Raw genomic sequence first — 26022 nt, forward strand, 5'->3', positions numbered from 1 at the left:
GTAATTAGTAAGTTGTTTCAAAGCATTTATCTTGGGTGAGGTGTAGGGTGGGGGATATTCCTCAAATTAGGTGGTAAACGCCCGGCATGGTGGGTGTAGTCCCCCATTTATGGGGATAGTCGCGGCCTATGTCATCGACCGCTTTTGGTAGGGGCTGCTTGCCCTAGGGCGACCGGAGTCATCATCATCGCGAGCGTCATCTTGATGAACTCTCTTGTCGATCGCCTCTAAGGCACCGCGCACGTTGCCGGCGACGTCGCCCGATCCCCACTGCTCAACCCAAAGCGTGAGTTCCATGATGGCAGCTTGCAGGGCGAGCTGGTTTTCGTTGATCTTGAATAGCAGGGAAGGGGAGCAGGTCTGAGTTTGGCATCGCGATTCCTCCGTGGAGGCTTCAGCGTAGTAGCAGTATTAGGAAGTGACGAACGGTAGACAGGACGCCTAGGGAGGGAATGAAGCTTGTACCAATTTTTGTACCACAGACCGTGTAAAGCAGGTTAAAACCGGGTGCTCCAAAGTAAGGAAGTGCCCGGTTTCATTGGCCCTGAGTACTTTGCCTTACCCCTTTAGAATCGCGGTGTAATTCTGCTCCAATGCAGAAATGCAAAGCCCCGAAGGTTCGCGGCTTCGGGGCTTCTATTTTCGCCTCCATCCCTTAATGTCTGGCGAACGTGGCGGCGAGATTACCAGCGATGTATTTGTAATTCACTACTGCGATAGGTGGATTGTGTTCGGTCGGCAGGATGCTGGCGCGGGTGGGGTGCTTACGCCTTGTTGCTGCCATGTGTTACGAGATCAGCCCACTCCTGCATCATCTCCCGGCGCTGTTCCAGATAGGCGGCGTGGTTGTACACGTCACGGATGAAGCTGCTGTCGGCGTGGGCAAGCTGGCGCTCGATCCAGTCGCGATTGTACCCACGCCCGTTCATCTCGGTTGAGAACAGGTGTCGGAAGCCATGCGGCGATTGCTTGCCGGTAAGTCCGCAGGAGTCCATGACGTTGTTCGCGTAGTTGGTGCCGATGGGGGCTGTCGAGATGTTGCGGTTCATGAACACATAACGCTTGCCGCCGGTGATCGGCAGCATACTTTTCAGCAGGTCGACGGCCTGGCGCGACAGTGGGACCGAATGGTCCCTTCGCATCTTCATCTTGGCGGCCGGCGTCGTCCATGTCGCAGTATCGAGGTCGATTTCCGACCATTCGGCGTGACGGACTTCGCCCGGGCGCGAGGCGGTGTAGATCATTAGCATGAGTGCTGTCTTCAATTGATGGCCCGAGGCACAATCTTTGATCGCCGCCATGGTGTTCGGCATTTCGCTGAAAGGTAGGAACGGGTGAGGCTTATGCTGTCCCATCTTTTCAGTAACGGCGTGCATCTCTGCTGTCGGATTCGTCTCGATCAATCCGGTAGCAATGGCGTAGCTGAACACCTGACCCATCCGCTGCCGAACTTTCACGGCAGTACCAACTGACCCGCGCTTTTCAACACGTCGAATCAATCCGATGACGTCAGCGCGTTTTATGGCATCAATTTGCCGGTCTCCGAAGGCAGGCAGTACATCAAGCTCCATGGCATTGCTGATCACCCTATAGGTGCCAGCGGAAATGCTTCCCTTCCTGAAAGCCAGCCACTCGTCATAGACACGACGGAAGGTGCGGCCCCCGGCCTCGATCATCTCGGCCTTCTTCTCCCGCCTCGAATTGCGCGGATCAACTCCGTTCGCAACATCTTCTCGCGCCTCGTCTCTGCGTGCGCGCGCTTCCTTCAGACCCGTTTCAGGGTAAGTCCCGAATGAAATGCGTACCTGTTTGGCGAGCCAGGTGAATCGAAAGTGCCAGCTCTTGACGCCGCTTGAGGCCACATAGAGGGAAAGGCCGAGGGCGTCCGGTAGTGTGTACGCTTTTTCCTTTGGCTTCGCCTGCTTGGCTGCCGTGTCCGTGAGTGTCACTAGTACATTCCCCTGATGATCATTTTTCAATGTACTGGATGATGTACTAAGTGCTTTGCATTGGGAAGGTATTGAGCGGTACGCGGTGATACTAGAGAAGTGCTGAATACGTGGGTTTTAGCGGTTTTTTGATACGGGGAGGTTTTCGGTGGGAGGCTGTCGTGGAATCTTTGAAGATTTCCACAGTGATTTCAGCTCTGTCAGGTGGCGATCGCCGCGGCGATGTGGGCAGGTGGCGAGTTTAACAGAGCTGCGGGCGAAACACTGACTAAAGGGTCAGCAAGCGCTCGCCGAGGCGACCATTGGCGGCCAGTTCGAGGAATTCATCGCCCAAGCGACGGCTTTCATCCATGGCGGCGCGCCAGTATTTCTGCCGGGCCGGTGCGTCCCCCATGAAGCGCTTGAAATCGTTACGGTCCGGCAGTTTGCCGTAGGGCAAGCGCGCCAGATACTCCTTGGACGGCGCCAGCAGCAGAACATCCTGCAAGCGCGCGGGGCAGGCGCGGCGCCATGGCAGGGCCTTGTCGAACCAGCCGGGAATCACCCGGTCGGTGAAATGCGGATATAGAACAATGTCATCGCCGCTGTAGGGCAGGTCGAGGTGATAGTCGAGCAAGCCGCCATCGCGGAACGTTCCCGTACCCGCACCGGGCAAGTCGCGCACGCCTTCCATCACCATCGGGATCGAGCCCGACGCCAGCAGCGCCTGGCGCAAGTTGCCGGCGTTCAGCGCGACGAAGCGCGAGGGGAAGTCATTCAGCGCATTGACCGGCGGCGCCAGGCGCGGGTCGTGGATGATCAGTCGTTCGAAATGCCGCGACAGCCGAGCGCGCCCGCGCAGGTTGTCGGCGATCACGGATCCCAGCGCCAGCCCGAGTCGGCCGCGATGGTCGTGCGCCAACAGGCCGTGGCTTTTGACCACCATGATGTTCAGTCGGTAATGCACGTTGCTCAAGATCGAGGCATCGCGACCGTTCAGCAGTTCATCGAGCATGCGCTGCGAGCTCTGGCTGATCTGCGCCATGGTCACGCCCTTGGCGAAATTCTGCTCAGTGTACAAATGACCGAGGCGCCGGATGCCTTCGGCGGCGTCCGGCAGGCAGGCACTGGCGAAGCGCCAGGAACCGACCGAGGCGCCAATCAGTGAACGCTCGCGCGGTGCGGCCGGCAGCCATTCGCCAAACAACGCCAGGTCCAGACCTTGAATCCCCAGTGCCTTCGGCCCTCCGGCGGCACCCGGCAGCGTCCCGACATCGGCGGCGCTCAAGCCATCTTTACGGATGCGCGCGAACGCACGCGGGCCGGCCTTGAGGATCAGGGAAGGGAACTTGATGTGGATAGCGGTCATACCGGTCTCAATTGTTGGCAAGCGCAAGATTATAAACATGCAACACGGTCATTGTAGGAGTGAGCCTGTGTGGCGAGGGGGCTTGTCGGACCGCCGCACCGCCCCGTTGGGGCGCGAAGCGGCCCCAGAATCACTACGACTGCTGCGCAGCCGAACGGGGGCAAGCCCCCTCGCCACAAAGGCTCGCTCCCACAGGGTTTTGTGGAGGGGCTGCAATTCCGTGGAGTCGTCTTCAATGATGGCAATTCAGTTTCAATTAAGTTCAGCTCGCTAAGGTGCCTCCCGTAAGCAACACATAAAAGATCCGGAGACACCCATGAACACCCTGACTGCCCTGTTCAGCGCCTCGATCATCGCCATGACCGCCAGCCTCGCCCACGCTCGCGACCTCGGTCCCGATGAAGCCCTGAGGCTGCGTGACGCTGGTACCATTGCGTCTTTCGAGAAGCTCAACGCCACCGCTCTGGCCAAGCACCCCGGTTCGACGGTGACCCAAACCGAACTGGAAGAAGAGTACGGCAAGTACATCTATCAGGTTGAGCTGCGCGATCCACAGGACATCGAGTGGGACGTGGAATTAGACGCTGTCAGCGGCCAGATTCTCAAGGATCATCAGGATACGTAATGAAGGTGCGTTCATTCTCACGCATGGCGCTGGTGCTTCTGGCGTTTTGCTCGGCGGTCCTGGCCCGCGACCTGGATCAGGACGAAGCCCTGCGCCTGCGCCAACAGGGGGTGATCCTGCCGCTGGAGCAATTGCTGCAACAGGCGCTGGATCGCTATCCCGGCGCCAAGCTGCTGGAAGCCGAGCTTGAAGAAAAGCATGACGTCTACATTTATGAAGTCGAGCTGCTGACCCCCGAAGGCGTGGTTCGTGAACTGGACATTGAGGCCGCCACCGGCCGTTTACTGAAAGACAAGGAAGATTGACCGATGCGATTGCTGCTGGTGGAAGACCACGTGCCGCTGGCCGACGAATTGATGGCCGGCCTCAACCGGCAGGGTTACGCCGTGGATTGGTTGGCCGACGGTCGCGACGCGGCGTATCAGGGCAGCAGCGAACCGTATGACCTGATCATCCTCGACCTCGGCTTGCCCGGTTTGCCGGGGCTTGAAGTGCTGACGCAATGGCGCGCCGGTGGCCTGATGACGCCCGTGCTGATCCTCACCGCGCGGGGTTCTTGGGCCGAGCGCATCGAAGGCCTCAAGGCCGGTGCCGACGATTACCTGACCAAGCCTTTCCATCCGGAAGAATTGCACCTGCGGGTTCAGGCGCTGCTGCGTCGCTCCCACGGCCAGGCGAATCAACCGACGCTCAAGGCTGCCGGGCTGCACCTGGACGAAGGTCGCCAATGCGTGACCCGCGACGGCGCCGACATCCAGCTCACCGCCGCCGAATTTCGCCTGCTGCGCTATTTCATGCTGCACCCCGAACAGATCCTCTCCAAAAGCCACCTCGCCGAACACCTCTATGACGGCGAAACCGAGCGCGATTCCAACGTGCTAGAAGTTCACGTCAACCACCTGCGACGAAAGCTGGGGCGCAGCGTGATCGAAACCCGTCGCGGTCAGGGTTACCTGTTCGGCGGGGCCGCACAGTGAGGTCGATCCAGCGCCGCTTGAGCCTGGGACTGATCAGCGTCATGGTCGTCGTCGGCCTGGTGCTGGCGCAAACCAGTCTGTGGTTATTCGAAATGGGCTTGCAGCGCTACCTCGAAGCCGGGCTACGCAACGACAGCGAAAACCTGCTGGTGGCAATGGTGCGCGGGCCGCAGGGGTTGCAGTTGGAGGAGCGGCACCTGGCGCCGGCTTACCAGCGACCGTTTTCCGGGCACTACTTTCGCATCGACTTCGACGATCACCATTGGCGCTCCCGTTCGCTGTGGGATCAGGAACTGCCATGGCTGGAGCAGCCTGGCCTGCACAGCAACCTGCAACTGGGGCCGGAAGGGCAGCAATTACTGGTGTTGCGTTCAGACTATCGACGCCTCGGTCAGTCGATTTCCATCAGCGTTGCGCAGGACTACACGCCGGTGCGCGAGAGCTTCAAGCGCATGCAGCAAGTGGGGCTGGGACTGGGATTGGCCGGGCTGTTGCTGATTTTGCTGCTGCAACGCATCACCGTGCGCCGCGCCTTGCGTCCGCTGGAAAAGGCCCGGGAGCAGATCGCCCAGTTGCAGCAAGGCCAGCGCTCGCAACTGGATGATCAGGTGCCGATCGAGCTTGAGCCGCTGGTGGAGCAGATCAACCATTTGCTCGCTCACACCGAAGATAACCTCAAGCGTTCGCGCAATGCCTTGGGCAACCTCGGCCACGCATTGAAAACCCCGCTGGCGGTATTGCTGAGCCTGGCGTCCAGCGAAAAACTCGATGCTCACCCGGAGCTGCGCAAGGTGATTCAGGCGCAACTGGAGCAGGTCCAGCAACGCCTCAATCGTGAACTCAACCGCGCCCGATTGTCCGGCGAGGCGCTGCCGGGGGCGTTGTTTGATTGCGATGAAGAACTGCCAGGGTTATTGGCGACGCTGAACATGATTCATGGCGAGCACCTGGCGCTCAGCTACCGTGCATCGCCCGGTTTGCAGTTACCGTGGGACCGTGAGGACTTGCTTGAACTGCTCGGTAACTTGCTGGACAACGCCTGTAAATGGGCGGATGCCGAGGTTCGCTTGAGTGTGGTCGAGACGGCAGGCGGGTTTGAGTTAAGTGTTGAAGATGATGGCCCGGGAATTCCCGAAGACCAGCGGGCTCAGGTGTTCAGCCGCGGTACGCGCTTGGATGAACAGACGGATGGGCACGGGTTGGGGCTGGGGATTGTGCGCGACATCGTCGACACCTGGGGCGGGGTGCTGCGGTTGGAAGAGAGCGAGTGGGGCGGGTTGAAGGTAGTCATCGAACTTCCCAAACGCTGACCCCAGCCCAAAAACCTGTGGGAGCGAGCCTGCTCGCGAATGCGGTGAGTCAGGCAACAGAGATGTCGACTGGTACACCGCTTTCGCGAGCAGGCTCGCTCCCACATGGGAACTTCAGTGGCCGGGTTAAACGCGGAACTGATCCATCAGACTCTGCTGCTGATTCGCCAGGCTATTCAGCGACTGGCTCACCCGCGCCGATTCATTCGCCTGCCCCGACAGCGACTCTGTCACATCGCGAATCGTCGCCACGTTGTTGTTGATCTCTTCAGCTACTGCGCTCTGTTCTTCCGCCGCTGAAGCAATCTGCAAGTTCATGTCGCTGATCACCGTCACCGCATCGCCGATCTGGCGCAGCGCGGTCACGGCCTGGCTGACCTGTTCGACACTGCCTTGGGCCTGACGATGGCTGTTGTTCATCGAACCGACCACGTCCTGGGTGCCGCTCTGCAATTGCTCGATCACCAAGCGAGTTTCTTCGACCGACTCCTGCGTGCGTCGCGCCAGGTTGCGTACTTCATCGGCGACTACGGCGAAACCGCGTCCGGCTTCACCGGCACGGGCCGCTTCGATGGCGGCGTTGAGTGCCAGCAGGTTGGTCTGTTCGGCAATTGCGCGGATCACTTCCAGTACCGAACCGATTTTCTCGCTGTTCGCCGCCAGCCCTTCGACTTGCACCATGGCCGCGCTCATGTCGGCAGCGAGGTTGTCGATGCTGGTGGTGGTCTGGTCGATCACGGTCAACCCTCGACGCGTCGCCTGATCGGCATCCTTGGCTGCGTGAGCCGCTTGGGCGGCACTGCGGGCGACGTCCTGGGCGGTGGCGCTCATTTCGTGGGACGCGGTGGCAACCTGATCGACCTGACGGTATTGCTGCTCCATGCCGGCGCTAGTCTGGGTCGCGATGGCCGACGACTGATCCGCGGTGTTGCGCGCGTCCTGCACCGAGCGTTTGACCTCGGCGATGATCGGTTGCAGCTTGTCGAGGAAACGGTTGAACCAACCGGCCAACTGGCCCAGTTCGTCCTTTTTGTCATAGGCCAGGCGCCGGGTCAGGTCGCCTTCGCCGCTGGCAATGTCTTCGAGCATGTGCGCCACGCCGAGGATCGGTCTGGTCACGCTGCGGGCCATCAGCCACACCAGCATCAGGCCGATCAACGCGGCCAGCACGCCGAGGCCGAGTTCGACCAGCGTGCCGGTGCGGTTGCTGTCATCGAGTTGTTTTTTCAGCGTCTCAGCCCGGCTGACCAGGACTTTCTGCGGCACGTCGAGCAGCACACCCCAGGATTTACCCCCGGGAATCGGCTGGAACGGCGACAGCACTTTCAATTGGTGATCGTTGTGCAGGCTTTCGGTTTTGCTGCTGCTGGCGAGCATACGGATCAGTTCGGCACCGTTGGCTTTGTCCACGGCGTCCAGGCGCTGGCTGAGCTTGCTGGCGTCGGCGCTGTAGCCGGCAAGCAGACCGACCGGGCTGAGGATGCTGACATTGGTCTGGCCGTCATAGAGCTTTTTGCTCGCGCCCTGACTCATCGCTTGCAGGCTGTTGAGGTTGAGGTCCACCGACAGCGAGGCGATGACTTTGCCGTTGACCATCAGCGGAAACACGATGCTGGTCATCAGTACGTTCTGGCCGTCGATCGTGTAGAAGTACGGTTCGATCACGCACGGCTTGAGCGAGGTGCGCGGGCAGGTGAACCAGGCGTTGGCCGGTTCGCCGCTCGGGCCGGTGCTGGTGTCGGCCATGTCACTTTCCGGCAGCGCCATGGAAGTGATCTTGCCCGGTGTCGGCTGTGACCAGTACAGGGCGAAACGGCCCTTGTCGTTGCTGCCCAATTCCGCCTGACCGGTGAACAAGTCGTCCTTGCCGTCCAGCGCATTGGCTTCGAACACTAGCGACAGGCCGAGCAGCTCCGGGTTGGCTTGCAGCGCGGACTTGACCTGGCGGGTCAGGTCTTCACGCAGGTCGAAGGCATCCAGAAAGCGCTTTTCCGCCTGATCACGCAGGAACAACACCTGACGCGAAAAGCCATGGCCGTACTGATAGGCGTCCATGAACTGCTGACGAATCAGCAGCGCCTGGTTTTCGCCCTGGGATTCGATCCGCGCCTGGGCGGCTTCAGTGAGCATCTCCATGCTTGAGGCTTTCACCATCTCGGAGCTGTGCTCCATGCGGTACAGCGAAAGACCCACCAACAGGGTCACGATACCGGCCAGGCAAAGCCCGGCCAGCAGGGTGATTTTCCATTGAATGGAAAGTTGTCTTAGTGACATGGAGACGTCCTTTATTCGATAAATATCTGAGACTTTGCACTGTAACGGCCGTGAATCCGGTTTCTTTATCCCGGTTGGCAAATATCGAAACCTACGATTGGTTGTGGTGAAAGGGGCGATTATTGTGGCGAGGGGGCTTGCCCCCGTTGGGTCGCGAAGCGGCCCTCTATATTGTCCCCAGACAACCCGCATCGGCTGGTTTTACGACTGCTGCGCAGCCGAACGGGGGCAAGCCCCCTCGCCACAGGGCTCCACAGTTCGTTACATATCGCCAGTCCCTCGCGCTTTGACAGCGCGCGCGCTCTGCGGCACAGTGCGCGCCCTCTAATAAAACCAATTCTCTACTCCGCTGGCGGCGCTTCGCAGACTGCCGGCGGAGCTCATTTCGCGTGCCTTGAGGTAACGATGATTAATGCTGTAATTGCTGCGGTCGGCGTCATGCTGATCCTCAGCCTGTCCCGCGTGCACGTAGTGATCGCGCTGATTGTCGGCGCGCTGGTGGGTGGCCTGACCGGCGGCCTGGGCATAGACGCCACGCTTAAAGCTTTCAACAGCGGCCTTGGCGGCGGGGCGACGGTGGCGTTGTCCTATGCCTTGCTCGGGGCGTTCGCGGTGGCAATTGCCAAATCCGGCATGGCCCATGCCTTGGCGGACAAGGCCCTGGCGATGGTTGATCGCCAACACGCTAGCGGTGGCAGTCAGGTCAAGTGGTTGTTGATTGGCTTGCTCTGGGTGGTGGCCATCGCTTCGCAGAACATTCTGCCGATACATATCGCGTTCATCCCATTGCTGGTGCCGCCGCTTTTATACGTGCTGACCAAGCTGCAACTGGATCGCCGGTTGATTGCCTGCGTTATGACCTTCGGTCTGATCACCCCGTACATGTTCCTGCCGGTGGGGTTTGGCAACATCTTCCTCAACGAAATTCTGCTGGCCAACGTTGCCCGTAGCGGCGTGGACATCAGCGGCATCAACGTCACCCATGCCATGGGCATCCCGGCGCTGGGCATGGTGTTCGGCCTGGCGGTGGCGTTTTTCAGCTACCGCAAGAAACGCGTCTACAACCTGGAAAAAATCGAACAAGTCGAGCAGGTCGCGGTGCAGTACAACCCGCTGAGCCTGATAGTTGCCGGTGTGGCCATCGTGGCGGCCTTCATTATTCAGTTGCTGCTGGACTCGATGATCATTGGCGCCTTGGTCGGGTTCCTGATTTTTTCGGTGTCGGGCATCGTGAAGTGGCGTGAAACCGACGACCTGTTCACCGAAGGCATGAAGATGATGGCGATGATCGGCTTCATCATGATCGCCGCGTCCGGGTTTGCCGAAGTGATGAAAGCCACCGGTCAGGTACAGACGCTGGTGGAGTCCTCGGCCTCGTGGATCAACCACAGCAAAGGCATCGGCGCACTGTTGATGTTGCTGGTGGGCTTGCTGGTGACCATGGGCATTGGTTCGTCGTTCTCCACCGTGCCGATCCTGGCGGCGATTTTCGTGCCGCTGTGCGTGCAGCTGGGGTTCAGCCCGCTGGCCATCGTGTGCATCGTCGGCACGGCCGGCGCCTTGGGTGACGCCGGTTCGCCAGCCTCCGACTCCACCCTGGGCCCGACCTCGGGTTTGAACATCGACGGCCAGCACCACCACATCTGGGACACCGTGGTCCCGACCTTCCTGCACTACAACCTGCCGCTGCTGGCGTTTGGTTGGGTGGCGGCGATGGTTCTATAACCCCGTCCTCACTGATCAACGTGGATCAAATGTGGGAGCGGCGGTGCGACGATTCGACTTGCTCGCGAAAGCGGTCTTTCAGTCACATCAATGCTGGATGTGCCGCCGCCATCGCGAGCAGGCTCGCTTGTATGTTTAGACTTGAAGGGGTGGGGGCGGTGGTCACCGGGTTGCTGATCCTGTTTTTCGAACCGGCGCAGGCCATGAGCTTGCTGGATGTGCCGAAATGGCAGCTCAGTGGCGCGCTGTTCGGCGTGGTGTACATGATGGTCATGGTCGGCGCGGTGCCAAGGGTCGGGACGGCGGTGGCGACCGTGGCCGTGATCGTCGGGCATCTGGGCATGGGCATGCTGATCGACAATTTCGGCTGGCTGGGCAATCCGGCCATCGACTTGTCGAACAACCGGATCGTGGCGATGGTGTGCCTGGGGTTGGCGTTGGTGTTTATGTATCGCAGCAGCACCCGGCAGGCTTGAAACAAACTCCTACACTGGTAAGACGGGCCGCGTTTGCGGCACCCCGACGACCACACCAATGGAGTCTGACCCATGATCAGCAGTGAAAGTATCTGCGATTGCCCCAAATGCTCGTGCAAGCTGGGCGAGCATCCCATCGCGCGACACGGCAAACACTATTGCTGCGAAGCCTGCGCCAAGCACCATGAACATGGCGAAGAGTGTTCCCACAAGGAATGTAATTGTGCTCACGCCAAATAGCGCAAGTCTGTTCAGATAACGTTGTGGCGAGGGAGCTTGCTCCCGCTGGACTGCGCAGCAGTCCCGTTTTGGGGGCGCTGCGCACCCCAGCGGGAGCAAGCTCCCTCGCCACAGGGTTTTATGCGCTGCATCTTTAGCTTGCTGGCCGCCAAGTCACGTTCTCGACCCCGAACTTTTCCGCCATCGGTTTGCTGGTCTTTTGCACCTTCTCCCGGCCAAATCGCGGGATCCTGCCCACTCCGGCGTCGCAACTCGCCCAATGCCAAGCCTGCGCGTTGTCCATCTTGTCCAGGCGGATGATGAATGACTTGGGGGCGCCATGAAGGGTGTATTCAATGACGAATAGTTTTGCGTTGTTCATAAAGCCCGTATTCCTCCCTGTGGTAATAGAAGGATCGTTGGGGTTACGGAAAATTCAGTCTTATTGTCAGACGGCGGCGGCCAGTGGCGACAAGGCGTTCGGCTGGTTACCATGCAAGGTCTGAAAACCTCAATGATTGCTGCCCCATGGCCCTTGCCGCGCCCCCTGACCTGAGTGACACCGATGTGCCCGTGCAACCGCTGGCGCGCACGTATCCGCGCGGGCTGTATATCGAGCCGCACGAGCATGTCTGGGGCCAATTGCTGTATGCGATGAGCGGGGTGATGTGGGTCGAAACGCCCCATGAGGCGCTGGTGGTGCCGCCGCAACGGGCAGTGTGGCTGCCGCCGGGCGTGCCTCACGGGATTCGTGTGGTTTCGGACTTGCAGATGCGCAACATCTACCTGCGGCCGTCCCTTGCCGCGACGCTGGACGACACGGTTCAGGTCATCGAAGTCGGCGGCTTGCTGCGTGAATTGATCGTCGGCTTGGTCGAACAGGGCAACGACGGCGCGCCCGAGTATTACGAAGCGCTGGTCGGCCTGGCACTGCTGGAGCTGCGGCGTGCCAAGCGATCCGAGCTGAAAATCCCCCTGCCGGATGATTCCGACCGACGCCTGATGAACCTGTGTCAGGCGGTCATGGCCGCGCCATCACTGGACATTCCCTTCGAACAACATGCGCAAAACGCCGGTGCCAGCGTGCGTACCCTGGCGCGGTTGTTCAAGGACGGTCTGGGCATGGGCTTCGCCGAGTGGCGGCGACAGGTGCAACTCGCGACAGCGGTGGCCGAGCTGATTCAGGGTGTGCCGGTCAGCGCGATCGCCCGCGAGCTGGGCTATTCGCCGAGCAGCTTCAGTGACATGTTTCGCCGTGAGCTGGGCGTCGCGCCTTCGCAGTTTCCCAGCCATAACCAAACCCTGTAGGAGCGAGCTGTGGCGAGGGGGCTTGTCGGAACGCCGCATCGCCCCGTTGGGCTGCGAAGCAGTCCCAAAAATGCCTGATGCCCCTATAGATCTCGGATGAACCGAAGAACTTGTGAGTGCTACGCACTCAAACGGGGGCAAGCCCCCTCGCCACAGCTTGCTCCTACAGGGCTTCGTCAGCGGCACAGGATGCCTTGCGTCCGGCATTAGCACTTTGGCCGAAAAGCAGAAGTACTTGGCCGATGCCCTGCGCGACCTCCCACTAGACTCTGGGCCTACCTTAAATGCCCACGGAGTCCGCCATGAGCTACTTCATCTCGCTGGTCATCGGTCTGGGCGTCGGTTTGCTCTACGGCGCGCTGGATTTTCGTTCCCCCGCACCACCGGCCATCGCGCTGGTCGGGCTGCTCGGCATGCTGGCCGGCGAACAGTTGTGGCCCATGGGCCGGCAACTGGTGGCTGGCTGGATCTCCTGAACCGTTTATTTATTCATTGGAAACGCTCATGAAAGCATTGCAGTTCGACCAAACCGGCGACCTCTCGGCCTTGCGCTACGTTGACGTGCCCACCCCTGTTGCCGGCGCTGATGAAGTGTTGGTGCAGATCAAGGCCGCCGGCCTCAACCCCAGCGATGTGAAGAACGTGCTGGGACGTTTTCCCTACACCACGTTGCCACGGATCCCCGGTCGGGATTTTGCCGGTGTCGTGGTTGAAGGCCCGCAGGCATTGATCGGCCAGGAAGTCTGGGGTACCGGGCGTGAACTGGGGTTCTTTGCCGACGGCTCCCATGCGCAATTCGTCAAACTGCCGGCCAACGGCGTGGCGCTCAAACCGACCCATCTGAGTTTCGCCCAGGCCGCCAGCCTCGGCGTGCCCTACACCACGGCGTGGGATGCGTTGGAGCGCAGCCTGGTGACCGCGAAAACGCGACTGTTGGTGATTGGCGGCGGGGCGGTTGGCAGTGCGGCGTTGGCGCTGGCCAAGGTACGCGGTGCACAGGTGCTGGCGGCGGCGCGGCGACCGGAGCAGGTCCAGGAGTTGCAGGCTCTGGGCTATCAGACGTTGCAGCTGGATAAGCCTGAGGATTTGGGCGTCCAGGTGAACGATGTGTATGCCGGCGGCGCTGACGTGATCTTCGACACCACCGGGTTTTGGCTGCCGGCCTCGGTCCCGGCACTGGCAACCTTCGGCCGCATCGCCATCATCGCCGCGCCGGTGGACGGCATGGTGCAACTGCCGGCACTGGCGCTGTATCGCAAGGGTGGCTCGGTGGTGGGGATCAACTCGTTGCTGTACGGGGTTCAGGCGTGCGCGGCGATGCTTGATCAGTTTGGCCAGTTTTTCGATCAGGGCTTGTTGCCGTTGCCCGAGGGGTTGTTTGAGTCACCGTTGTCGGAAGGTCTGGAGCGGTACTCGGAATTGAATCAGGGGGCTGGTGACAAAGTTATTCTGTTGCCATAACTGACACTGATGTTGGATGTGCCGGCCCCATTGTCGGAACGCCGCCCGGAGCCGGCTCGCTCCCACAGTTGATTTTCAGTGGACACAAGTCCTGTGTTCGACACAGATCCACTGTGGGAGCGAGCCTGCTCGCGATGGGGCCCGACCGACACACCACAATGCTAGAATCGCCCTCACTGACTTCCCAAGGTGTCCCCCCATGAGCGAGCCGATTCGTCTGACCCAATACAGCCACGGTGCAGGTTGTGGCTGCAAGATTTCCCCCCAGGTGCTGGAGGTGATTCTGGCCGGTAGCGGGGCGCAGAACCTGGACCCGAAACTCTGGGTCGGCAATGCTTCGCGCGATGACGCGGCGGTGTACGCCATTGATGAAGAGCGCGGCGTGGTCTCGACCACGGACTTCTTTATGCCCATCGTCGACGACCCGTTCGATTTCGGCCGCATCGCCGCCACCAATGCCATCAGCGATATCTACGCCATGGGCGGCGATCCGCTGATGGCGATTGCGATCCTCGGCTGGCCGGTCAATGTGTTGGCGCCGGAAGTTGCCCGTGAAGTGATTCGCGGCGGCCGTTCAGTCTGCGATGAAGCCGGGATTCCGCTGGCGGGTGGGCACTCCATCGATGCGCCGGAGCCGATTTTTGGCCTGGCGGTGACCGGGCTGGTGGAAAAGCGCCACATGAAGCGCAACGACACGGCCACGGCCGGTTGCCTGCTCTATCTGACCAAGCCGCTGGGCATCGGCATCCTCACCACCGCCGAGAAAAAGGGCAAGTTGCGCACGGCCGACATCGGTCTGGCCCGCGACTGGATGTGCACCCTGAACAAACCCGGCAGCCGTTTCGGCAAGCTCGACGGCGTGACCGCAATGACCGACGTCACCGGGTTTGGTCTGCTGGGGCATCTGGTGGAAATGGCCGACGGCAGCCATCTGACCGCCCGCATCGAATACAACCGCGTGCCGCGCCTGCCGGGTGTCGAGTACTACCTCGACCAAGGCTGCGTGCCGGGCGGGACGCTACGCAACTTCGACAGCTACGCCAGCAAACTGGGAAGGCTTCAGGAACTGCACAAGCGCGTGCTGTGCGATCCGCAGACCAGCGGTGGTCTGTTGATTGCGGTCACGCCCGAGGGTAATGAACAGTTCCTCACGGTGGCGGCCGAACTGGGCCTGAGCCTGGAACCGATCGGTGAACTGGTTGAGCGACAGACACACGCGGTTGAGGTGTTTTGATGTCGACCGACTTCACCGATTACAGCGACATCTTTCTCAACGACCGGCCGATGATGGATGCCCGTGCGCCGGTGGAGTTCGCCAAGGGTTCATTCCCCGGCGTGGTTAACCTGCCGCTGATGAATGACAGCGAGCGCCAGCGCATCGGCACCTGCTACAAGCAGCAAGGTCAGCAGGCGGCCATCACGCTGGGCCATCAACTGGTGTCCGGCGAGATCAAGGCTGAGCGCATCCAGGCCTGGGCCGATTTCGCCCGGGCGCACCCCGAGGGTTATTTGTATTGTTTTCGCGGCGGTTTGCGTTCGCAGATCGTCCAGCAATGGCTCAAGGACGAGGCCGGCATTGACTATCCTCGGGTCGGTGGTGGCTACAAGGCCATGCGTACGTTCTTGCTCGACACGCTCGATCAAGCGGTCACCCAGTGCGATTTTGTCTTGCTGGGCGGCATGACCGGCACCGGCAAGACCGAAGTGCTCACGCAGTTGAACAACGGAATCGACCTTGAAGGCCACGCCAATCATCGCGGCTCCAGCTTTGGCAAACGCGCGACGGGGCAACCGACCAACATCGATTTTGAAAACCGTTTGGCAGTGGATGTACTGAAGAAACGCGCCCACGGCATCGAGCAGTTTGTGCTGGAAGACGAGAGCCGGGCGGTCGGCAGTTGCGCCTTGCCGTTGCCGCTGTATCAGGGCATGCAGCAGTTTCCGATGGTTTGGCTGGAAGACAGCCTTGAAGGACGCGTCGAGAGGATTCTGCGCGACTACGTGGTGGACCTGTGTGCCGAATTCATTGGTGTGCATGGCGAGGAAGGATTTGCGCGGTTTTCCGAGCGCTTGCTGGAAAGCCTGAACAACGTTCAGAAGCGTCTGGGTGGTGAACGCCATCGGCGGATGCTGATCTTGATGGAAGAAGCCTTGACGGAGCAGGGCCGAAGCGGAGCGGTGGACTTGCACCGTGGCTGGATCGAAGGGCTGCTTCGCGAGTATTACGACCCGATGTATGCGTTTCAGCGGGAGAAGAAAGGCGCGCGGATTGAGTTTGCCGGGGAGAAAGCGGCGGTTCTTGAATACCTGCGGGCGCGGGTCAACCAGCGAGGGTGAGGTTGTCCTTGTTGGCCCCTTCGCGGGCAAGCCCGCTCCCACACTGGATCTTGGTAGTACACAAAAACTGTGTTCACTGAAGATCAACTGTGGGAGCGAGCCTGCTCGCGAAGGGGCCCTTACAGGCGCTACAAATCTTAAAGCAACGCAGCCCCAACCAATCCACTAACCACCCCAACCCCCATGGTCATCAGCGCCACGCTCACCAGCACCCGAGCATCGAAATCCTTGCGCAGCATCAGCAGCGACGGCAGGCTGATACTCGGCAGGGTCATCAGCAACGCCACGGCCGGGGCGGTGCCCATGCCCAAGGTCATCATGGTTTGCACGATCGGGATTTCCGCTGCGGTAGGAATCACAAACAGCGTACCGATGATCGCCAGCGGCACCAGCCACAACAAGCCGTTGGCCATGGCCCCGTCAATATGCGGAAACACCCAGACTCGCACCGCGCCCAGCACCAATACCGCCAGGATGTAGATCGGGATGGTGCTCCAGAACAATTGCCACAGGGTTTTGGCCCAGCGCGTCAGGAACGGTTGGGTTTCCTTTTCACTGACTTCGGCCACCGCCTCGACGGCGGCTTCAGGCAAGGTTTCCGGTCCGGAGATACGCTGGGCGACCATTGACACCCCGAACACCAGCACAATCCCGGCGACCAGGCGCAACGCAGTGAACCCCCAGCCCAGCACGAACCCCATGAACACCAGGGTCGCCGGGTTGAGCACCGGGTTGCCGATCCAGAAGGCCAGCGCCGCACCAACCGAGACATTCGAGCGACGCATGCTGGCGGCCACCGGCGCTGCGCAGCACGAGCACATCATCCCCGGCAGGGCGAACAGGCCTCCGCGCAAAGTCGAAGCGAAGCTGGCGCTACCGAACAGTCGCAACAGCCAGTCTCGTGGAATCAGCACTTGCAGGAGGGAGCCGAGAATCACCGCCAGTACGGCCGCTTTCCAGATCGCCAGGAAATACACCTTGGCGTACGTCAGGGCGGCGGCCAGCGGGGCGGTCTGTTCGTCGTTGAGGATGGAGGCGCCGATGCTGTGGTTGTCAGCGGCGATGAAGGCTTTCAGGTAGTAGGGCGACCACTTGACGTAATAGAGGCCGATACAGGCAACCAGAACGAACAGGGCGGGTTTCCACCAGAACGACCAGCCCCGGGCGGGCACAGCTGCGGAAGAGAGTGACATGGAAAGTATCCAGGCAAGGGAGAGATGGATACATGATAGCCCGCCCCTCGACTGCCGTGGTCCTCACCGCTTGTGGGATGTTGCCGACCGGTTAGGTCGGACACGTCTGCGATCCGTTATCCAGCCCTTGCTTGTAACTGTGACTGACGAGGCTGGCCTTGCCATTGCGCCAGGTCAGGGTCAACACGTACACCGAATCGTAGTCGCTGGACTCCCAGTCCTCGATGATGCTCTGTTTCTTGCCGACGGCTTCTCCAGCGACCTCGTTGATCAACTCTGGCAGGTAGCCGTGGGACCAGGCGGTGTAGATAACGGAGTTGTGGTACTTGTCCTGCAGCAATTCGTCCGCCAGGTCGCTGGTGTCGTTGACCGAGAAATTGATGTTCACCGGCAAACCGAGCTTGATCGCGCTGGGGCTGATGGTCATCAAGGGGCGGATGTAGCTGTACGAATTGTCCAGTTCGCCTTCCTCGACATTGCGCGTCGGGTTGGCGGCAAACACGTAGTTGGCCTTGCCGAATTTTTCCGGCAACAAGGTGGCCAGGTCGATGGCGCGGTTAAGGCCCTGGCAGTTGAGCTGGCCCAGACCGCCAGCGGGTTTTTCCGCGTGACGCAGGAACACCAGTGTCTGAGTGCCGTTTGCCTGTTGGGCGCGGCTTTCGCGGGACTGCAGCGTCACAAACAATGCGCTCGTCACCAGCACCACCGGCAGAAGTACATACGCATGGTGCTTGAAGCGTTTAGCGAATCTCAAAAGGTTGGTCATTGGTAAAAGTGATCTTCAGCGCATTAGTTAAGGCTGACAAACCTTTACACCACAAGCTCCCAGCTTCGGGTGTTTTCCATGTCGTTGAGCCGGTCCGTGTCCGAAAGGGCATTGCTCAGAGTCCTCTGAAGCCCATTTGGTTCGATTCCGACGGGTGCGCAGCACTTTATCGACAACCTTGAACGGGTTGCAGCTCAGGTTATTGACAAGATGTTGCGAAATTATGGACAGGGTACACGCTAGAGGGGTTGGCGAAGGCGGAGTTCTGTTGATCGTGATCATCAGCGGTTTCGATAACGCCAAAAAATCGCAACCTGTGGGTGCTGATCCTGGATTATGCTCAACCCTTTCTTTTGGCGATGGATGTTCCCGATGACCGATCTGTCTGCGTTCCCGATCACCCAAAAATGGCCGGCTCAATACCCTGACTGGATCCAGCTTTACTCCTTGCCGACCCCCAATGGCGTCAAGGTGTCGATCATGCTTGAAGAGATCGGACTACCCTACGAATCGCATCGGGTAGGCTTCGATACCAATGACCAGATGTCGCCCGAATTTCTGTCGCTGAACCCCAACAACAAAATCCCGGCGATCCTCGACCCCCACGGTCCTGACGACAAACCCCTGCCATTGTTCGAGTCCGGGGCGATTCTGATTTACCTCGCCGACAAGAGCGGGCAACTGCTGGCTCAGGAGTCGGCAGCGCGTTACGAGACGATTCAATGGCTGATGTTTCAAATGGGTGGCATCGGGCCGATGTTCGGCCAGCTCGGTTTTTTCAACAAATTTGCCGGCAAGGACTACGAAGACAAACGGCCCCGCGACCGTTACGTCGATGAAAGCAAACGTTTGTTAAAGGTTTTGGATGGACGCCTTGAAGGGCGCGACTGGATCATGGGCGAGCGCTACACCATCGCCGACATCGCGACGTTCCCGTGGGTGCGTAACCTGATCGGCTTCTATGAGGCCGGCGATCTGGTGGGCATCAAGGACTTCAAGAACGTCACGCGCGTGCTGGAGCGTTTCCTGGCGCGACCGGCGGTGATGCGCGGTCTGGAAATTCCTAAATAGATTGCTTCACGAACAAGGAAGATCATGCGTTCATTTGATTTCAAACAAGTAGATGTCTTCAGTCGCGTCGCTCTCAAGGGCAATCCATTGGCGGTGGTGTTCGGCGCGGACGAGCTCAGTGACGAACGCATGGCCGCGTTCGCGGCCTGGACCAACCTCAGTGAAACCACGTTCGTGCTGGAACCGCGCGATCCGCGCGCCGACTACCGCGTGCGGATCTTCACCACCCTGAACGAGTTGCCGTTCGCGGGTCATCCGACGCTGGGCACCTGTCATGCATGGCTTGAGGCGGGTGGTGTGCCCAAGGGCGAGGAGATCATTCAGGAGTGCGGCGTCGGGTTGGTGCGAGTCCGCCGACAAGGCGCGGAACTGGCGTTTCTCGCGCCACCCCTGATCAACAACGGGCCAGTGGACGCCGAATTGGTGGAGCGCATGCGACGCGGGCTTGGTCTGCAGGTCGGCGCGATTGTCCGGGCGCAGTGGGTTGATAACGGTGCTGGCTGGTTGGCGGTCATGGTCGAGGACCGCCAGCAAGTGTTGGACTTGCAACCGGATCATTCGCAAATGCTTGGCCTTGCGGTCGGCGTGATCGCGCCGTGGAATCCCGAGCGTGATGGCGATGACGCACAGTTCGAAGTACGGGCCTTCATCTCCGGGGACGGCATGCCGGAAGACCCGGCCACCGGCAGTTTGAACGCAGGGATTGCGCAATGGTTGCTCGCTGAGGGGCTGGCGCCAGCGTCCTACGTGGTCAGCCAGGGCCTGACGATGGGCCGGGCGGGGCGCATTCAGGTAGAGCAAGTGGGCGATGATATCTGGATTGGTGGCTCAGTGGTGACCTGCATCAGTGGCACCCTGACGCTTTAACCCGCCCTGTAGCAGCTGCCGAGCCTGCGAGGCTGCGTCCGGCCGCGAAGCGGTCGCAGTCCAGTGAACGCGGCATGACTGAAAGCATACGGTTGCAGGTTTTGCGACCGCTTCGCGGCCGGACGCAGCCTCGCAGGCTCGGCAGCTGCTACAAGGGATGTGTTGGATGCGGGGATTATTGCCGAGCCGGTAAGGGTTTTTTCCGTGCTTGAAGTTTGTGCCTTACGCCTTACAGGGCATAAGCTTCGCCGCCTACGACGTTCGTCTTGTCCTCCGTTTTTCAGGAATGCCCATGTCCAGTCAGTTCCCCGAAGCACGTCCACGCCGTCTGCGCCGCAATGCGAGCCTGCGCAGCCTGTTCCAGGAAACCGAGTTCAGCCTGAACGATCTGGTGCTGCCGATTTTTGTCGAAGAAGAAATCGACGATTTCGTGCCGATCAACAGCATGCCCGGCGTGATGCGCATTCCAGAGTCGAAACTGGCCGGCGAGATCGAGCGCTACGCCCGCGCCGGGATCAAGTCGGTGATGACTTTCGGCGTGTCGCATCATCTGGACAGCAGCGGTAGCGACACCTGGAGCGACAACGGGCTGGTGTCGCGCATGTCGCGAATCGCCAAGGATGCCGTGCCGGAGATGATTGTGATGTCCGACACCTGCTTCTGCGAATACACCGACCACGGTCATTGCGGCGTAATGCACAACCACGAAGTCGATAACGACCAGACCCTGATCAACCTCGGCAAACAAGCCGTGGCGGCGGCGCGGGCGGGCGCCGATGTGATTGCCCCGTCGGCGGCCATGGACGGGCAGGTCCAGGCGATTCGTCGGGCGCTGGATGACGCAGGTTTCAGTCAGACGGCGATCATGGCCTATTCGACCAAGTTTGCTTCGGCGCTCTACGGCCCGTTCCGTGAAGCCGGCGGCAGCGCGCTCAAGGGCGATCGCAAAAGCTATCAGATGAACCCGATGAATCGCCGCGAAGCGGTGCGCGAATCGCTGATGGACGAACAGGAAGGCGCTGACGCGCTGATGGTCAAGCCGGCCGGCGCGTACCTGGACATCATCCGCGACATCCGCGAGGTTTCGCGTTTGCCGCTGTCGGCGTATCAGGTCAGCGGCGAGTACGCGATGATCAAATTCGCCGCGCAGGCGGGGGCGATTGATGAAGATCGAGTGGTGCGTGAAAGCCTCGGGGCGATCAAGCGGGCGGGGGCGGATTTGATCTTCACCTACTTCGCGATGGACCTGGCCCTGGCCGGGATCTAACCCCCAACACATCCCCCCTGTGGGAGCGAGCCTGCTCGCTCCCACAGTAGATTTGTGTTGAGTCAGGGAGCGCCGAAGTAGGGCCGAATCCCGTGATCCCTGAAATACCGCTCAATCACTTTCGGATCGGAACACGTCTCGGCAATCGCCACATACGTATCCGGTCGCAACAGGTAAAACCCGTTACGACCCAACCCTGCCGTTTCAAACGCCGGCCGCCATTCGAACTCCTGCAACGGCAGGTGATGCTCGGCGCACCAGGCGATCATTTCGTCGCTGGTGTCGCCATAGACGTGCACCTGCCAGTTCGGATTCCTCAGCGATTCAAAGTTGTCACCTTCGCCGTCATGCGCCCAGGGCAGGCGATCGCCGCCGTGAACGTGCCCGGCGACGCCCGTGCTCAATGGCATGCCTCGGTAGTTCAGGGTGATCTGCGAGACGGTGCGAAACAGGAACTCGCGGGACGTCTCGAACGAGGCCATTTTTGGGATTAAAAACGGTGCCAGCCGTGTACGCAGCACATCGGCCAAGCGCCCTTCGGCGGTCACGAAACTGAATACACGATCGGTGGTGGCGACCAGTTTACGGGCAAAGGCGATGCGCTCGATTTCGTAAGTATCGAGCAGTCTCTCTTCGGCGCCGCCACTCAACACCGCCGCGAGTTTCCACGCAAGGTTAATGGCGTCACCAATCCCGGTGTTCATGCCCTGACCACCGGCCGGGCTGTGAACGTGCGCCGCGTCGCCCAACAAAAATGCTCGCCCGGTGCGAAAGTGATCGGCCACACGGTGATGCACGCGATAGGTCGAGAACCAATTCACCTGTTCGATCTGCACGTTCAAGTGTTCAATGGCCCGGCTGCTGACATCTTCAAAGCGCAGGGTTTCAGCCTGGTCTGCGCGCTCGTCGCGCACCGTGCCGATCAACCGGGCGCGGCCCGTATCACCGAGTGGAAACACGGCGAGGAAGTCTGCTTCATCAAGGTCCACGTGCAATTCGCCATTGAAGGTCGGCCCGCTGGCTTGTACGTCGGCAACATAGAAAATCTGCTGATAGGTCCCACCAGGGAACCCGGTGTCCAGTGTCTTGCGCACGACTGACCGGGCGCCGTCGCAACCCGCCAGGTAGCAGGTCTGGCAGATTTCCTGTTGACCGTCGGGCAAGCGCAGTTGGACGGTGATGCCAGCGCCGGTGTCTTCGAAATACTCCAGCTCAGTGTTGCGCTCCACGTGGATGCCGAACGCTTCAAGGCGTGTTATCAGCAGCCGTTCGTGCTCGTCTTGCGGGTAGATTTCGAGGAAGGCGTAAGGCGTCAGACCCTCGCCAATGCGGCTCAGGGGCAAACGCGCCACTGGTTCGCCTTTGACCCAGAAATTTGCCGCCGCCACGCGATGACCGTTTTGCACCACGGCCTCGCTGAGGTCGAGCTGGCGATACAGCTCCAGCGTCCGCGCCTGGACCGCGAGTGCCCGCGAGGTGGTGCCGGGGGCTGAGGTCTTGTCGAGAATCCGCACGCGGCTCCCCAGTTTGCTCAGCCACAGCGCCAGTACCAGCCCGGTCGGGCCGGCGCCGACGATCAGTACGTCGCTACGATTCATCAGCCTGTCCTCCTCGGTGCCTGGCTCAAGTATGGTCCAGTCGCAAAGCACAGGCAGGCTGACTGCCCAACGGAAAATGCACCCGGCAGGCGGGATGATGGAACAGGGCGCGGCGGCCGGAGTCATAGCCTGCGCCATGCCATTGGTCGTATGGTTAACCCGGCTCAACGGATTTGATGGAGCACCATGCAAGCCAATCAATTGATCACCGGCGTCGCGGCGCTGTTGCTGCTGGCCGGTTGCGGCACTCAGCGCACGCAGGAACCACCCGAGCGCAAGCCCGCCGAGGTCAAGGCCGAGATCGTGCGCCTGCTGCCGGCCAACACCACGGATCGCCAAGGCTGGGCCACGGACATCTACGCCGCATTCGCCGCGCAGAACATTTACCCATCCACGCAAAACCTGTGCTCGGTGCTCGCCGTTACCGAGCAGGAATCCACGTTCCAGGTCGACCCACCCGTGGCGGGCCTGGGCAAGATCGCTCGGGAGGAAATCGACCGCCGCGCCGCGAAAGTCCACATCCCCAGCCTGTTGATCAGTGGTGCGCTCCAGGTGAAATCACCCAATGGCAAAAGTTACAGCGACCGTCTCAATGCGGCGCGCAGCGAAAAGGAACTCAGCGCGATTTTCGATGACTTCATTGGCATGGTGCCCATGGGCAAGACCCTGTTCGGTGGCTTCAACCCGGTGCACACCGGTGGGCCTATGCAGGTCAGCATTGATTTCTCCGAACAGCAAACGCACAGTTACCCGTATCCGGTGAACGGTCCAATCCGCCATGAAGTATTCACTCGACGCGGCGGCATGTACTTCGGCATTGCCCACTTGCTCGGTTACCCGGTGAGCTACACAGAACCGCTGTATCGTTTCGCTGACTTCAATGCCGGTTGGTATGCCAGCCGCAATGCGGCGTTTCAGAATGCGCTGAGTCGGGTATCAGGCAGCCCGTTGGCGCTGGATGGCGATCTGGTGCGCTATGACTCGATCATGCCCGGCACCACCGAACTGGCAGTGCGAAGTCTTGGCAAGCAGCTGGGCCTGCGCAATATCACCATTCGCAATCAATTGGAGGAGGGCAAAAGTCTCAAGTTCGAGGAGACCGAACTCTACCAGCGAGTGTTCGCGTTGGCCGATCAGGCCGAGGGCCGGCCGTTGCCTCGCGCAGTGTTGCCGGGGATCGAGCTGCAAAGCCCGAAAATCACCCGCAAACTCACCACCGCGTGGTTCGCCAAACGGGTCGATGAGCGTTATCAGCGTTGCATGGTGCGGGCTGGCAAGTGACCCGATTCAAAAAACAGGCATAAAAAAACCCGGCGGGTCAGGCCGGGTTTTTCATTGAGTACTGCGGTAAAACCCTTCATTTACACCGCGCGGCTTTCGATCAGACGGTCGGAGCCACCTTCGGCTACACGGTTTTCGATCAGTCGGTCGGAGCCATCAGCGGCTACACGGTTTTCGATCAGTCGGTCGGAACCATCAGCGGCTACGCGATTCTCGATCAGACGATCCGAACCCCCTTCAGCCACACGGCTTTCAATCAGACGATCCGAGCCGCCTTCAGCGACCACAGGCTGAGCAGAGGTAGCGGCAAAAGCGTTAACTGCGAAAACCGAGAAAGCGATGCTGAGAAGGGTTTGGCGTTTCATGATGGTGTGCTCCGGGGTGTGATTGGTTGGTATGGAGCGGATGTTACGCCGAGGATTTTTTATGAGAACTTCATTGATGTGATGGTGAACATCGACGGTATTGATAGACGATGTGAGTCGCCCCACGCGGGCGTGATGGTTCAGTCGTCGGATGGCACGGATGGGGTCAGCCGGCGCTTCTACACTGGGAGCGTAACCAGCAGATGACGCCGCTAATGACCCCATTCTTGTCTCGCCAGGAGGCCGCACCATGTATCAGCTTTATGGACACCAGAACTCTGGCGCGGCGGCGATAGAAGCGGCGCTGGAGCTGTGTGACATCCCTTACCGCTTTATCGACGTCGAGTTGTCCTCGGAGGCAGCCCAGACACTGGAGAAACTCAACCGGCTCAAGCAGATTCCGACGCTGCAACTGCCCGATGGCAGCGTTCTCACGGAAAGCGCGGCGATTCTGATTCATCTCGGGTTGACCTTTCCCAAGTCGAATCTGTTACCGAAACTGCCCGCTGACCGCGATCAGGCGATCCGGGGCCTGGCGTACATCGTCAGCAATTGCTACGTGGCCATCGGCATTATCGATTACCCCGAACGCTGGTTAGCCGAGACGGATGAGGTTTCCAGGCAAAATCTCATGGCCGGCGCCCGCGCGCGATTGCACTGGAGCTGGGAGGTGTTTGCCGATCAGTTTTCCGGTGAGCTGTATCTGGGCGATGAGGCACCGGGCGCACTGGATGTGCTGGCGGCGGTGGTGTCCAGATGGGCCGGTAGTCGGGAGCATTTACGCAGCGCCCGACCCGGTTTTTTCGCGTGGCTGGAACGCATCGACCGGCACCCGACACTGGCACCGGTCTTCGCCCGGCATTGGCCCACCTGAACAACGAATATCAACTGTGGGCACAGGCTTTTGTGGGAGCCGGGCTTGCCCGCGATGGGTTCAACTCGGTTCGACGTTGAACCAAGTCGCCTGCATCGCGGGCAAGCCCGGCTCCCACAGGGATTATGGTGTGCCTGCGTTACTCGCCGCGGATGTACTGCTCCAGTTGTCGAATCAATTCCGCCTGTTCGGCAATGGCTTCCTTGACCAGGTCGCCGATGGACAGCAAGCCAATCAACTTGCCGTTTTCCACCACCGGCAGGTGGCGCAGGCGGCGATCGGACATGATGCCCAGGCACGTATCGACGGTTTGATGGGTGTCCACGGTGATGACCGGGGACACCATGATGTCGCGAACCGGCGTGCCCACCGAAGAACGGCCATGCAGCACCAGTTTGCGTGCGTAGTCGCGTTCACTGATGATGCCCAGCACTTCATCATTTTCCACCACCAGCAAGGCGCCGACGTTTTTTTCGGCCATCTTCATCAGCGCTTCCAGCACCATGTGATCAGGCTTGATCTGGTGCACTTCCTGATTCTTCTGATCTTTGAGCTTGAGCAGTTGGGCGACGGTTTTCATGGTGGCTTCTCGGGTGTTGTCGTTGTTCTTGAAGAATCATAGACCCAAGCGCTGAGGGCAAGGGAGAAAGCGGCAGATAACACTCAAAAAACGCCATTCAGCGGTTTTTCTTCAGCAAACCGCGTGGAAACCGCACAGAGAAGTCGAAAGT

26 protein-coding genes and 2 pseudogenes are annotated in these 26022 nt (G+C 60.2%); 17 read left to right on the forward strand and 11 right to left on the reverse strand.

From position 1 onward, the window contains the following. Window positions 1-131: 131 nt before the first annotated feature. The 3 genes and pseudogenes from ACWGZX_RS24225 to ACWGZX_RS24235 all read right to left on the reverse strand — a co-directional run bounded on the left by ACWGZX_RS24225 (window position 132) and on the right by ACWGZX_RS24235 (window position 3297). Window positions 132-373, reverse strand: a pseudogene (locus tag ACWGZX_RS24225) (hypothetical protein). A 391-nt stretch (window positions 374-764) separates the two neighbouring features. Continuing rightward, window positions 765-1949 (reverse strand): tyrosine-type recombinase/integrase, encoded by a 1185-nt coding sequence (locus ACWGZX_RS24230; protein WP_452625756.1) that lies wholly within the window; start codon window positions 1947-1949, stop codon window positions 765-767. 268 nt (window positions 1950-2217) lie between these two features. Next, window positions 2218-3297 (reverse strand): patatin-like phospholipase family protein, encoded by a 1080-nt coding sequence (locus ACWGZX_RS24235; RefSeq protein ID WP_452625757.1) that lies wholly within the window; start codon window positions 3295-3297, stop codon window positions 2218-2220. A 316-nt stretch (window positions 3298-3613) separates the two neighbouring features. On the opposite strand from ACWGZX_RS24235, the gene ACWGZX_RS24240 reads away from it, so the two are divergent. Genes ACWGZX_RS24240 through ACWGZX_RS24255 form a run of 4 tightly spaced genes read left to right on the forward strand, consistent with a single transcriptional unit; the run spans window position 3614 to window position 6209 of the window. Further along, on the forward strand, window positions 3614-3922 hold the full coding sequence (locus ACWGZX_RS24240) for a PepSY domain-containing protein (protein WP_452625758.1): 309 nt from the start codon (window positions 3614-3616) through the stop codon (window positions 3920-3922). Next, entirely contained in the window at window positions 3922-4227 is a 306-nt protein-coding gene (locus tag ACWGZX_RS24245; protein WP_452625759.1) for a PepSY domain-containing protein, read from the forward strand. Before ACWGZX_RS24240 ends, ACWGZX_RS24245 begins: the two co-directional genes overlap by 1 nt. Before the next feature lie 3 nt (window positions 4228-4230). Next, complete coding sequence (locus ACWGZX_RS24250) at window positions 4231-4899, forward strand: response regulator transcription factor (RefSeq protein WP_452625760.1); 669 nt, start codon at window positions 4231-4233, stop codon at window positions 4897-4899. Beyond that, entirely contained in the window at window positions 4896-6209 is a 1314-nt protein-coding gene (locus ACWGZX_RS24255) for a sensor histidine kinase (protein WP_452625761.1), read from the forward strand. The genes ACWGZX_RS24250 and ACWGZX_RS24255 overlap by 4 nt, the downstream gene beginning before the upstream one ends. Before the next feature lie 126 nt (window positions 6210-6335). On the opposite strand, the gene ACWGZX_RS24260 is transcribed toward ACWGZX_RS24255, so the two are convergent. Together ACWGZX_RS24260 and ACWGZX_RS24265 are read right to left on the reverse strand one after the other, a co-directional pair. Beyond that, window positions 6336-7091 (reverse strand): methyl-accepting chemotaxis protein, encoded by a 756-nt coding sequence (locus ACWGZX_RS24260; RefSeq protein ID WP_411741858.1) that lies wholly within the window; start codon window positions 7089-7091, stop codon window positions 6336-6338. A 150-nt stretch (window positions 7092-7241) separates the two neighbouring features. Further along, a pseudogene (locus ACWGZX_RS24265) lies at window positions 7242-8675 on the reverse strand (PDC sensor domain-containing protein); the annotation flags it as partial. A gap of 216 nt (window positions 8676-8891) precedes the next feature. Here ACWGZX_RS24265 and ACWGZX_RS24270 point away from each other — a divergent pair. From ACWGZX_RS24270 to ACWGZX_RS24280, 3 genes are all read left to right on the forward strand, one after another. Next, entirely contained in the window at window positions 8892-10208 is a 1317-nt protein-coding gene (locus ACWGZX_RS24270) for a Na+/H+ antiporter family protein (RefSeq protein WP_452629060.1), read from the forward strand. Between the two features lie 131 nt (window positions 10209-10339). Beyond that, the gene (locus ACWGZX_RS24275) at window positions 10340-10684 is read left to right on the forward strand and encodes a DMT family transporter (protein WP_452625762.1); all 345 of its coding nucleotides are present in this window, start codon (window positions 10340-10342) and stop codon (window positions 10682-10684) included. Window positions 10685-10756: 72 nt separating this feature from the next. Then, window positions 10757-10924, forward strand: coding sequence for a metallothionein (locus ACWGZX_RS24280; RefSeq protein WP_452625763.1), 168 nt, complete (start codon window positions 10757-10759; stop codon window positions 10922-10924). A gap of 133 nt (window positions 10925-11057) precedes the next feature. On the opposite strand, the gene ACWGZX_RS24285 is transcribed toward ACWGZX_RS24280, so the two are convergent. Then, a complete protein-coding gene (locus ACWGZX_RS24285) occupies window positions 11058-11285 on the reverse strand; it encodes a DUF6555 family protein (protein ID WP_452625764.1) in 228 nt (75 codons plus the stop codon). 146 nt (window positions 11286-11431) lie between these two features. On the opposite strand from ACWGZX_RS24285, the gene ACWGZX_RS24290 reads away from it, so the two are divergent. The 5 genes from ACWGZX_RS24290 (at window position 11432) to mnmH (ending at window position 16009) form a co-directional block, all read left to right on the forward strand. Next, window positions 11432-12211 (forward strand): AraC family transcriptional regulator, encoded by a 780-nt coding sequence (locus ACWGZX_RS24290; protein WP_452625765.1) that lies wholly within the window; start codon window positions 11432-11434, stop codon window positions 12209-12211. A gap of 302 nt (window positions 12212-12513) precedes the next feature. Then, window positions 12514-12687: a DUF1427 family protein gene (locus ACWGZX_RS24295; protein WP_452625766.1), complete on the forward strand. Its 174-nt coding sequence runs from the start codon at window positions 12514-12516 to the stop codon at window positions 12685-12687. Window positions 12688-12715: 28 nt separating this feature from the next. Further along, on the forward strand, window positions 12716-13672 hold the full coding sequence (locus tag ACWGZX_RS24300; RefSeq protein WP_452625767.1) for a quinone oxidoreductase family protein: 957 nt from the start codon (window positions 12716-12718) through the stop codon (window positions 13670-13672). Window positions 13673-13871: 199 nt separating this feature from the next. After that, window positions 13872-14906, forward strand: a complete 1035-nt coding sequence (selD, locus tag ACWGZX_RS24305) for a selenide, water dikinase SelD (protein ID WP_452625768.1) — start codon at window positions 13872-13874, stop codon at window positions 14904-14906. Then, a complete protein-coding gene (mnmH, locus tag ACWGZX_RS24310) occupies window positions 14906-16009 on the forward strand; it encodes a tRNA 2-selenouridine(34) synthase MnmH (protein ID WP_452625769.1) in 1104 nt (367 codons plus the stop codon). The genes selD and mnmH overlap by 1 nt, the downstream gene beginning before the upstream one ends. Window positions 16010-16146: 137 nt before the next feature. Here the strand turns inward: mnmH and ACWGZX_RS24315 are convergent, their stop codons facing one another. Together ACWGZX_RS24315 and ACWGZX_RS24320 are read right to left on the reverse strand one after the other, a co-directional pair. After that, complete coding sequence (locus ACWGZX_RS24315; protein ID WP_452625770.1) at window positions 16147-17202, reverse strand: permease; 1056 nt, start codon at window positions 17200-17202, stop codon at window positions 16147-16149. 91 nt (window positions 17203-17293) lie between these two features. After that, on the reverse strand, window positions 17294-17968 hold the full coding sequence (locus ACWGZX_RS24320; RefSeq protein ID WP_452625771.1) for a histidine phosphatase family protein: 675 nt from the start codon (window positions 17966-17968) through the stop codon (window positions 17294-17296). Between the two features lie 372 nt (window positions 17969-18340). Here ACWGZX_RS24320 and ACWGZX_RS24325 point away from each other — a divergent pair, with 372 nt between their 5' ends. The 3 genes from ACWGZX_RS24325 (at window position 18341) to hemB (ending at window position 21173) form a co-directional block, all read left to right on the forward strand. Further along, the gene (locus ACWGZX_RS24325) at window positions 18341-19039 is read left to right on the forward strand and encodes a glutathione binding-like protein (RefSeq protein WP_452625772.1); all 699 of its coding nucleotides are present in this window, start codon (window positions 18341-18343) and stop codon (window positions 19037-19039) included. A gap of 24 nt (window positions 19040-19063) precedes the next feature. After that, window positions 19064-19906, forward strand: a complete 843-nt coding sequence (locus ACWGZX_RS24330; RefSeq protein ID WP_452625773.1) for a PhzF family phenazine biosynthesis protein — start codon at window positions 19064-19066, stop codon at window positions 19904-19906. Window positions 19907-20198: 292 nt separating this feature from the next. Then, entirely contained in the window at window positions 20199-21173 is a 975-nt protein-coding gene (hemB, locus tag ACWGZX_RS24335) for a porphobilinogen synthase (protein ID WP_223518514.1), read from the forward strand. Between the two features lie 62 nt (window positions 21174-21235). Here hemB and ACWGZX_RS24340 read toward each other — a convergent pair whose 3' ends face one another. Continuing rightward, the gene (locus ACWGZX_RS24340) at window positions 21236-22771 is read right to left on the reverse strand and encodes an FAD-dependent oxidoreductase (RefSeq protein ID WP_452625774.1); all 1536 of its coding nucleotides are present in this window, start codon (window positions 22769-22771) and stop codon (window positions 21236-21238) included. A 186-nt stretch (window positions 22772-22957) separates the two neighbouring features. Between ACWGZX_RS24340 and ACWGZX_RS24345 the strand changes: the two genes are divergently transcribed. After that, a complete protein-coding gene (locus ACWGZX_RS24345; RefSeq protein ID WP_452625775.1) occupies window positions 22958-24052 on the forward strand; it encodes a DUF1615 domain-containing protein in 1095 nt (364 codons plus the stop codon). An 80-nt stretch (window positions 24053-24132) separates the two neighbouring features. Here ACWGZX_RS24345 and ACWGZX_RS24350 read toward each other — a convergent pair whose 3' ends face one another. Then, window positions 24133-24417: a hypothetical protein gene (locus tag ACWGZX_RS24350; protein ID WP_452625776.1), complete on the reverse strand. Its 285-nt coding sequence runs from the start codon at window positions 24415-24417 to the stop codon at window positions 24133-24135. A gap of 250 nt (window positions 24418-24667) precedes the next feature. On the opposite strand from ACWGZX_RS24350, the gene ACWGZX_RS24355 reads away from it, so the two are divergent. Beyond that, the gene (locus tag ACWGZX_RS24355) at window positions 24668-25291 is read left to right on the forward strand and encodes a glutathione S-transferase (protein WP_452625777.1); all 624 of its coding nucleotides are present in this window, start codon (window positions 24668-24670) and stop codon (window positions 25289-25291) included. A gap of 139 nt (window positions 25292-25430) precedes the next feature. On the opposite strand, the gene ACWGZX_RS24360 is transcribed toward ACWGZX_RS24355, so the two are convergent. Next, complete coding sequence (locus ACWGZX_RS24360) at window positions 25431-25871, reverse strand: CBS domain-containing protein (RefSeq protein WP_007944798.1); 441 nt, start codon at window positions 25869-25871, stop codon at window positions 25431-25433. Window positions 25872-26022 lie beyond the last annotated feature (151 nt).

The sequence above is a fragment of the Pseudomonas sp. CLCA07 genome (genome assembly GCF_053615335.1).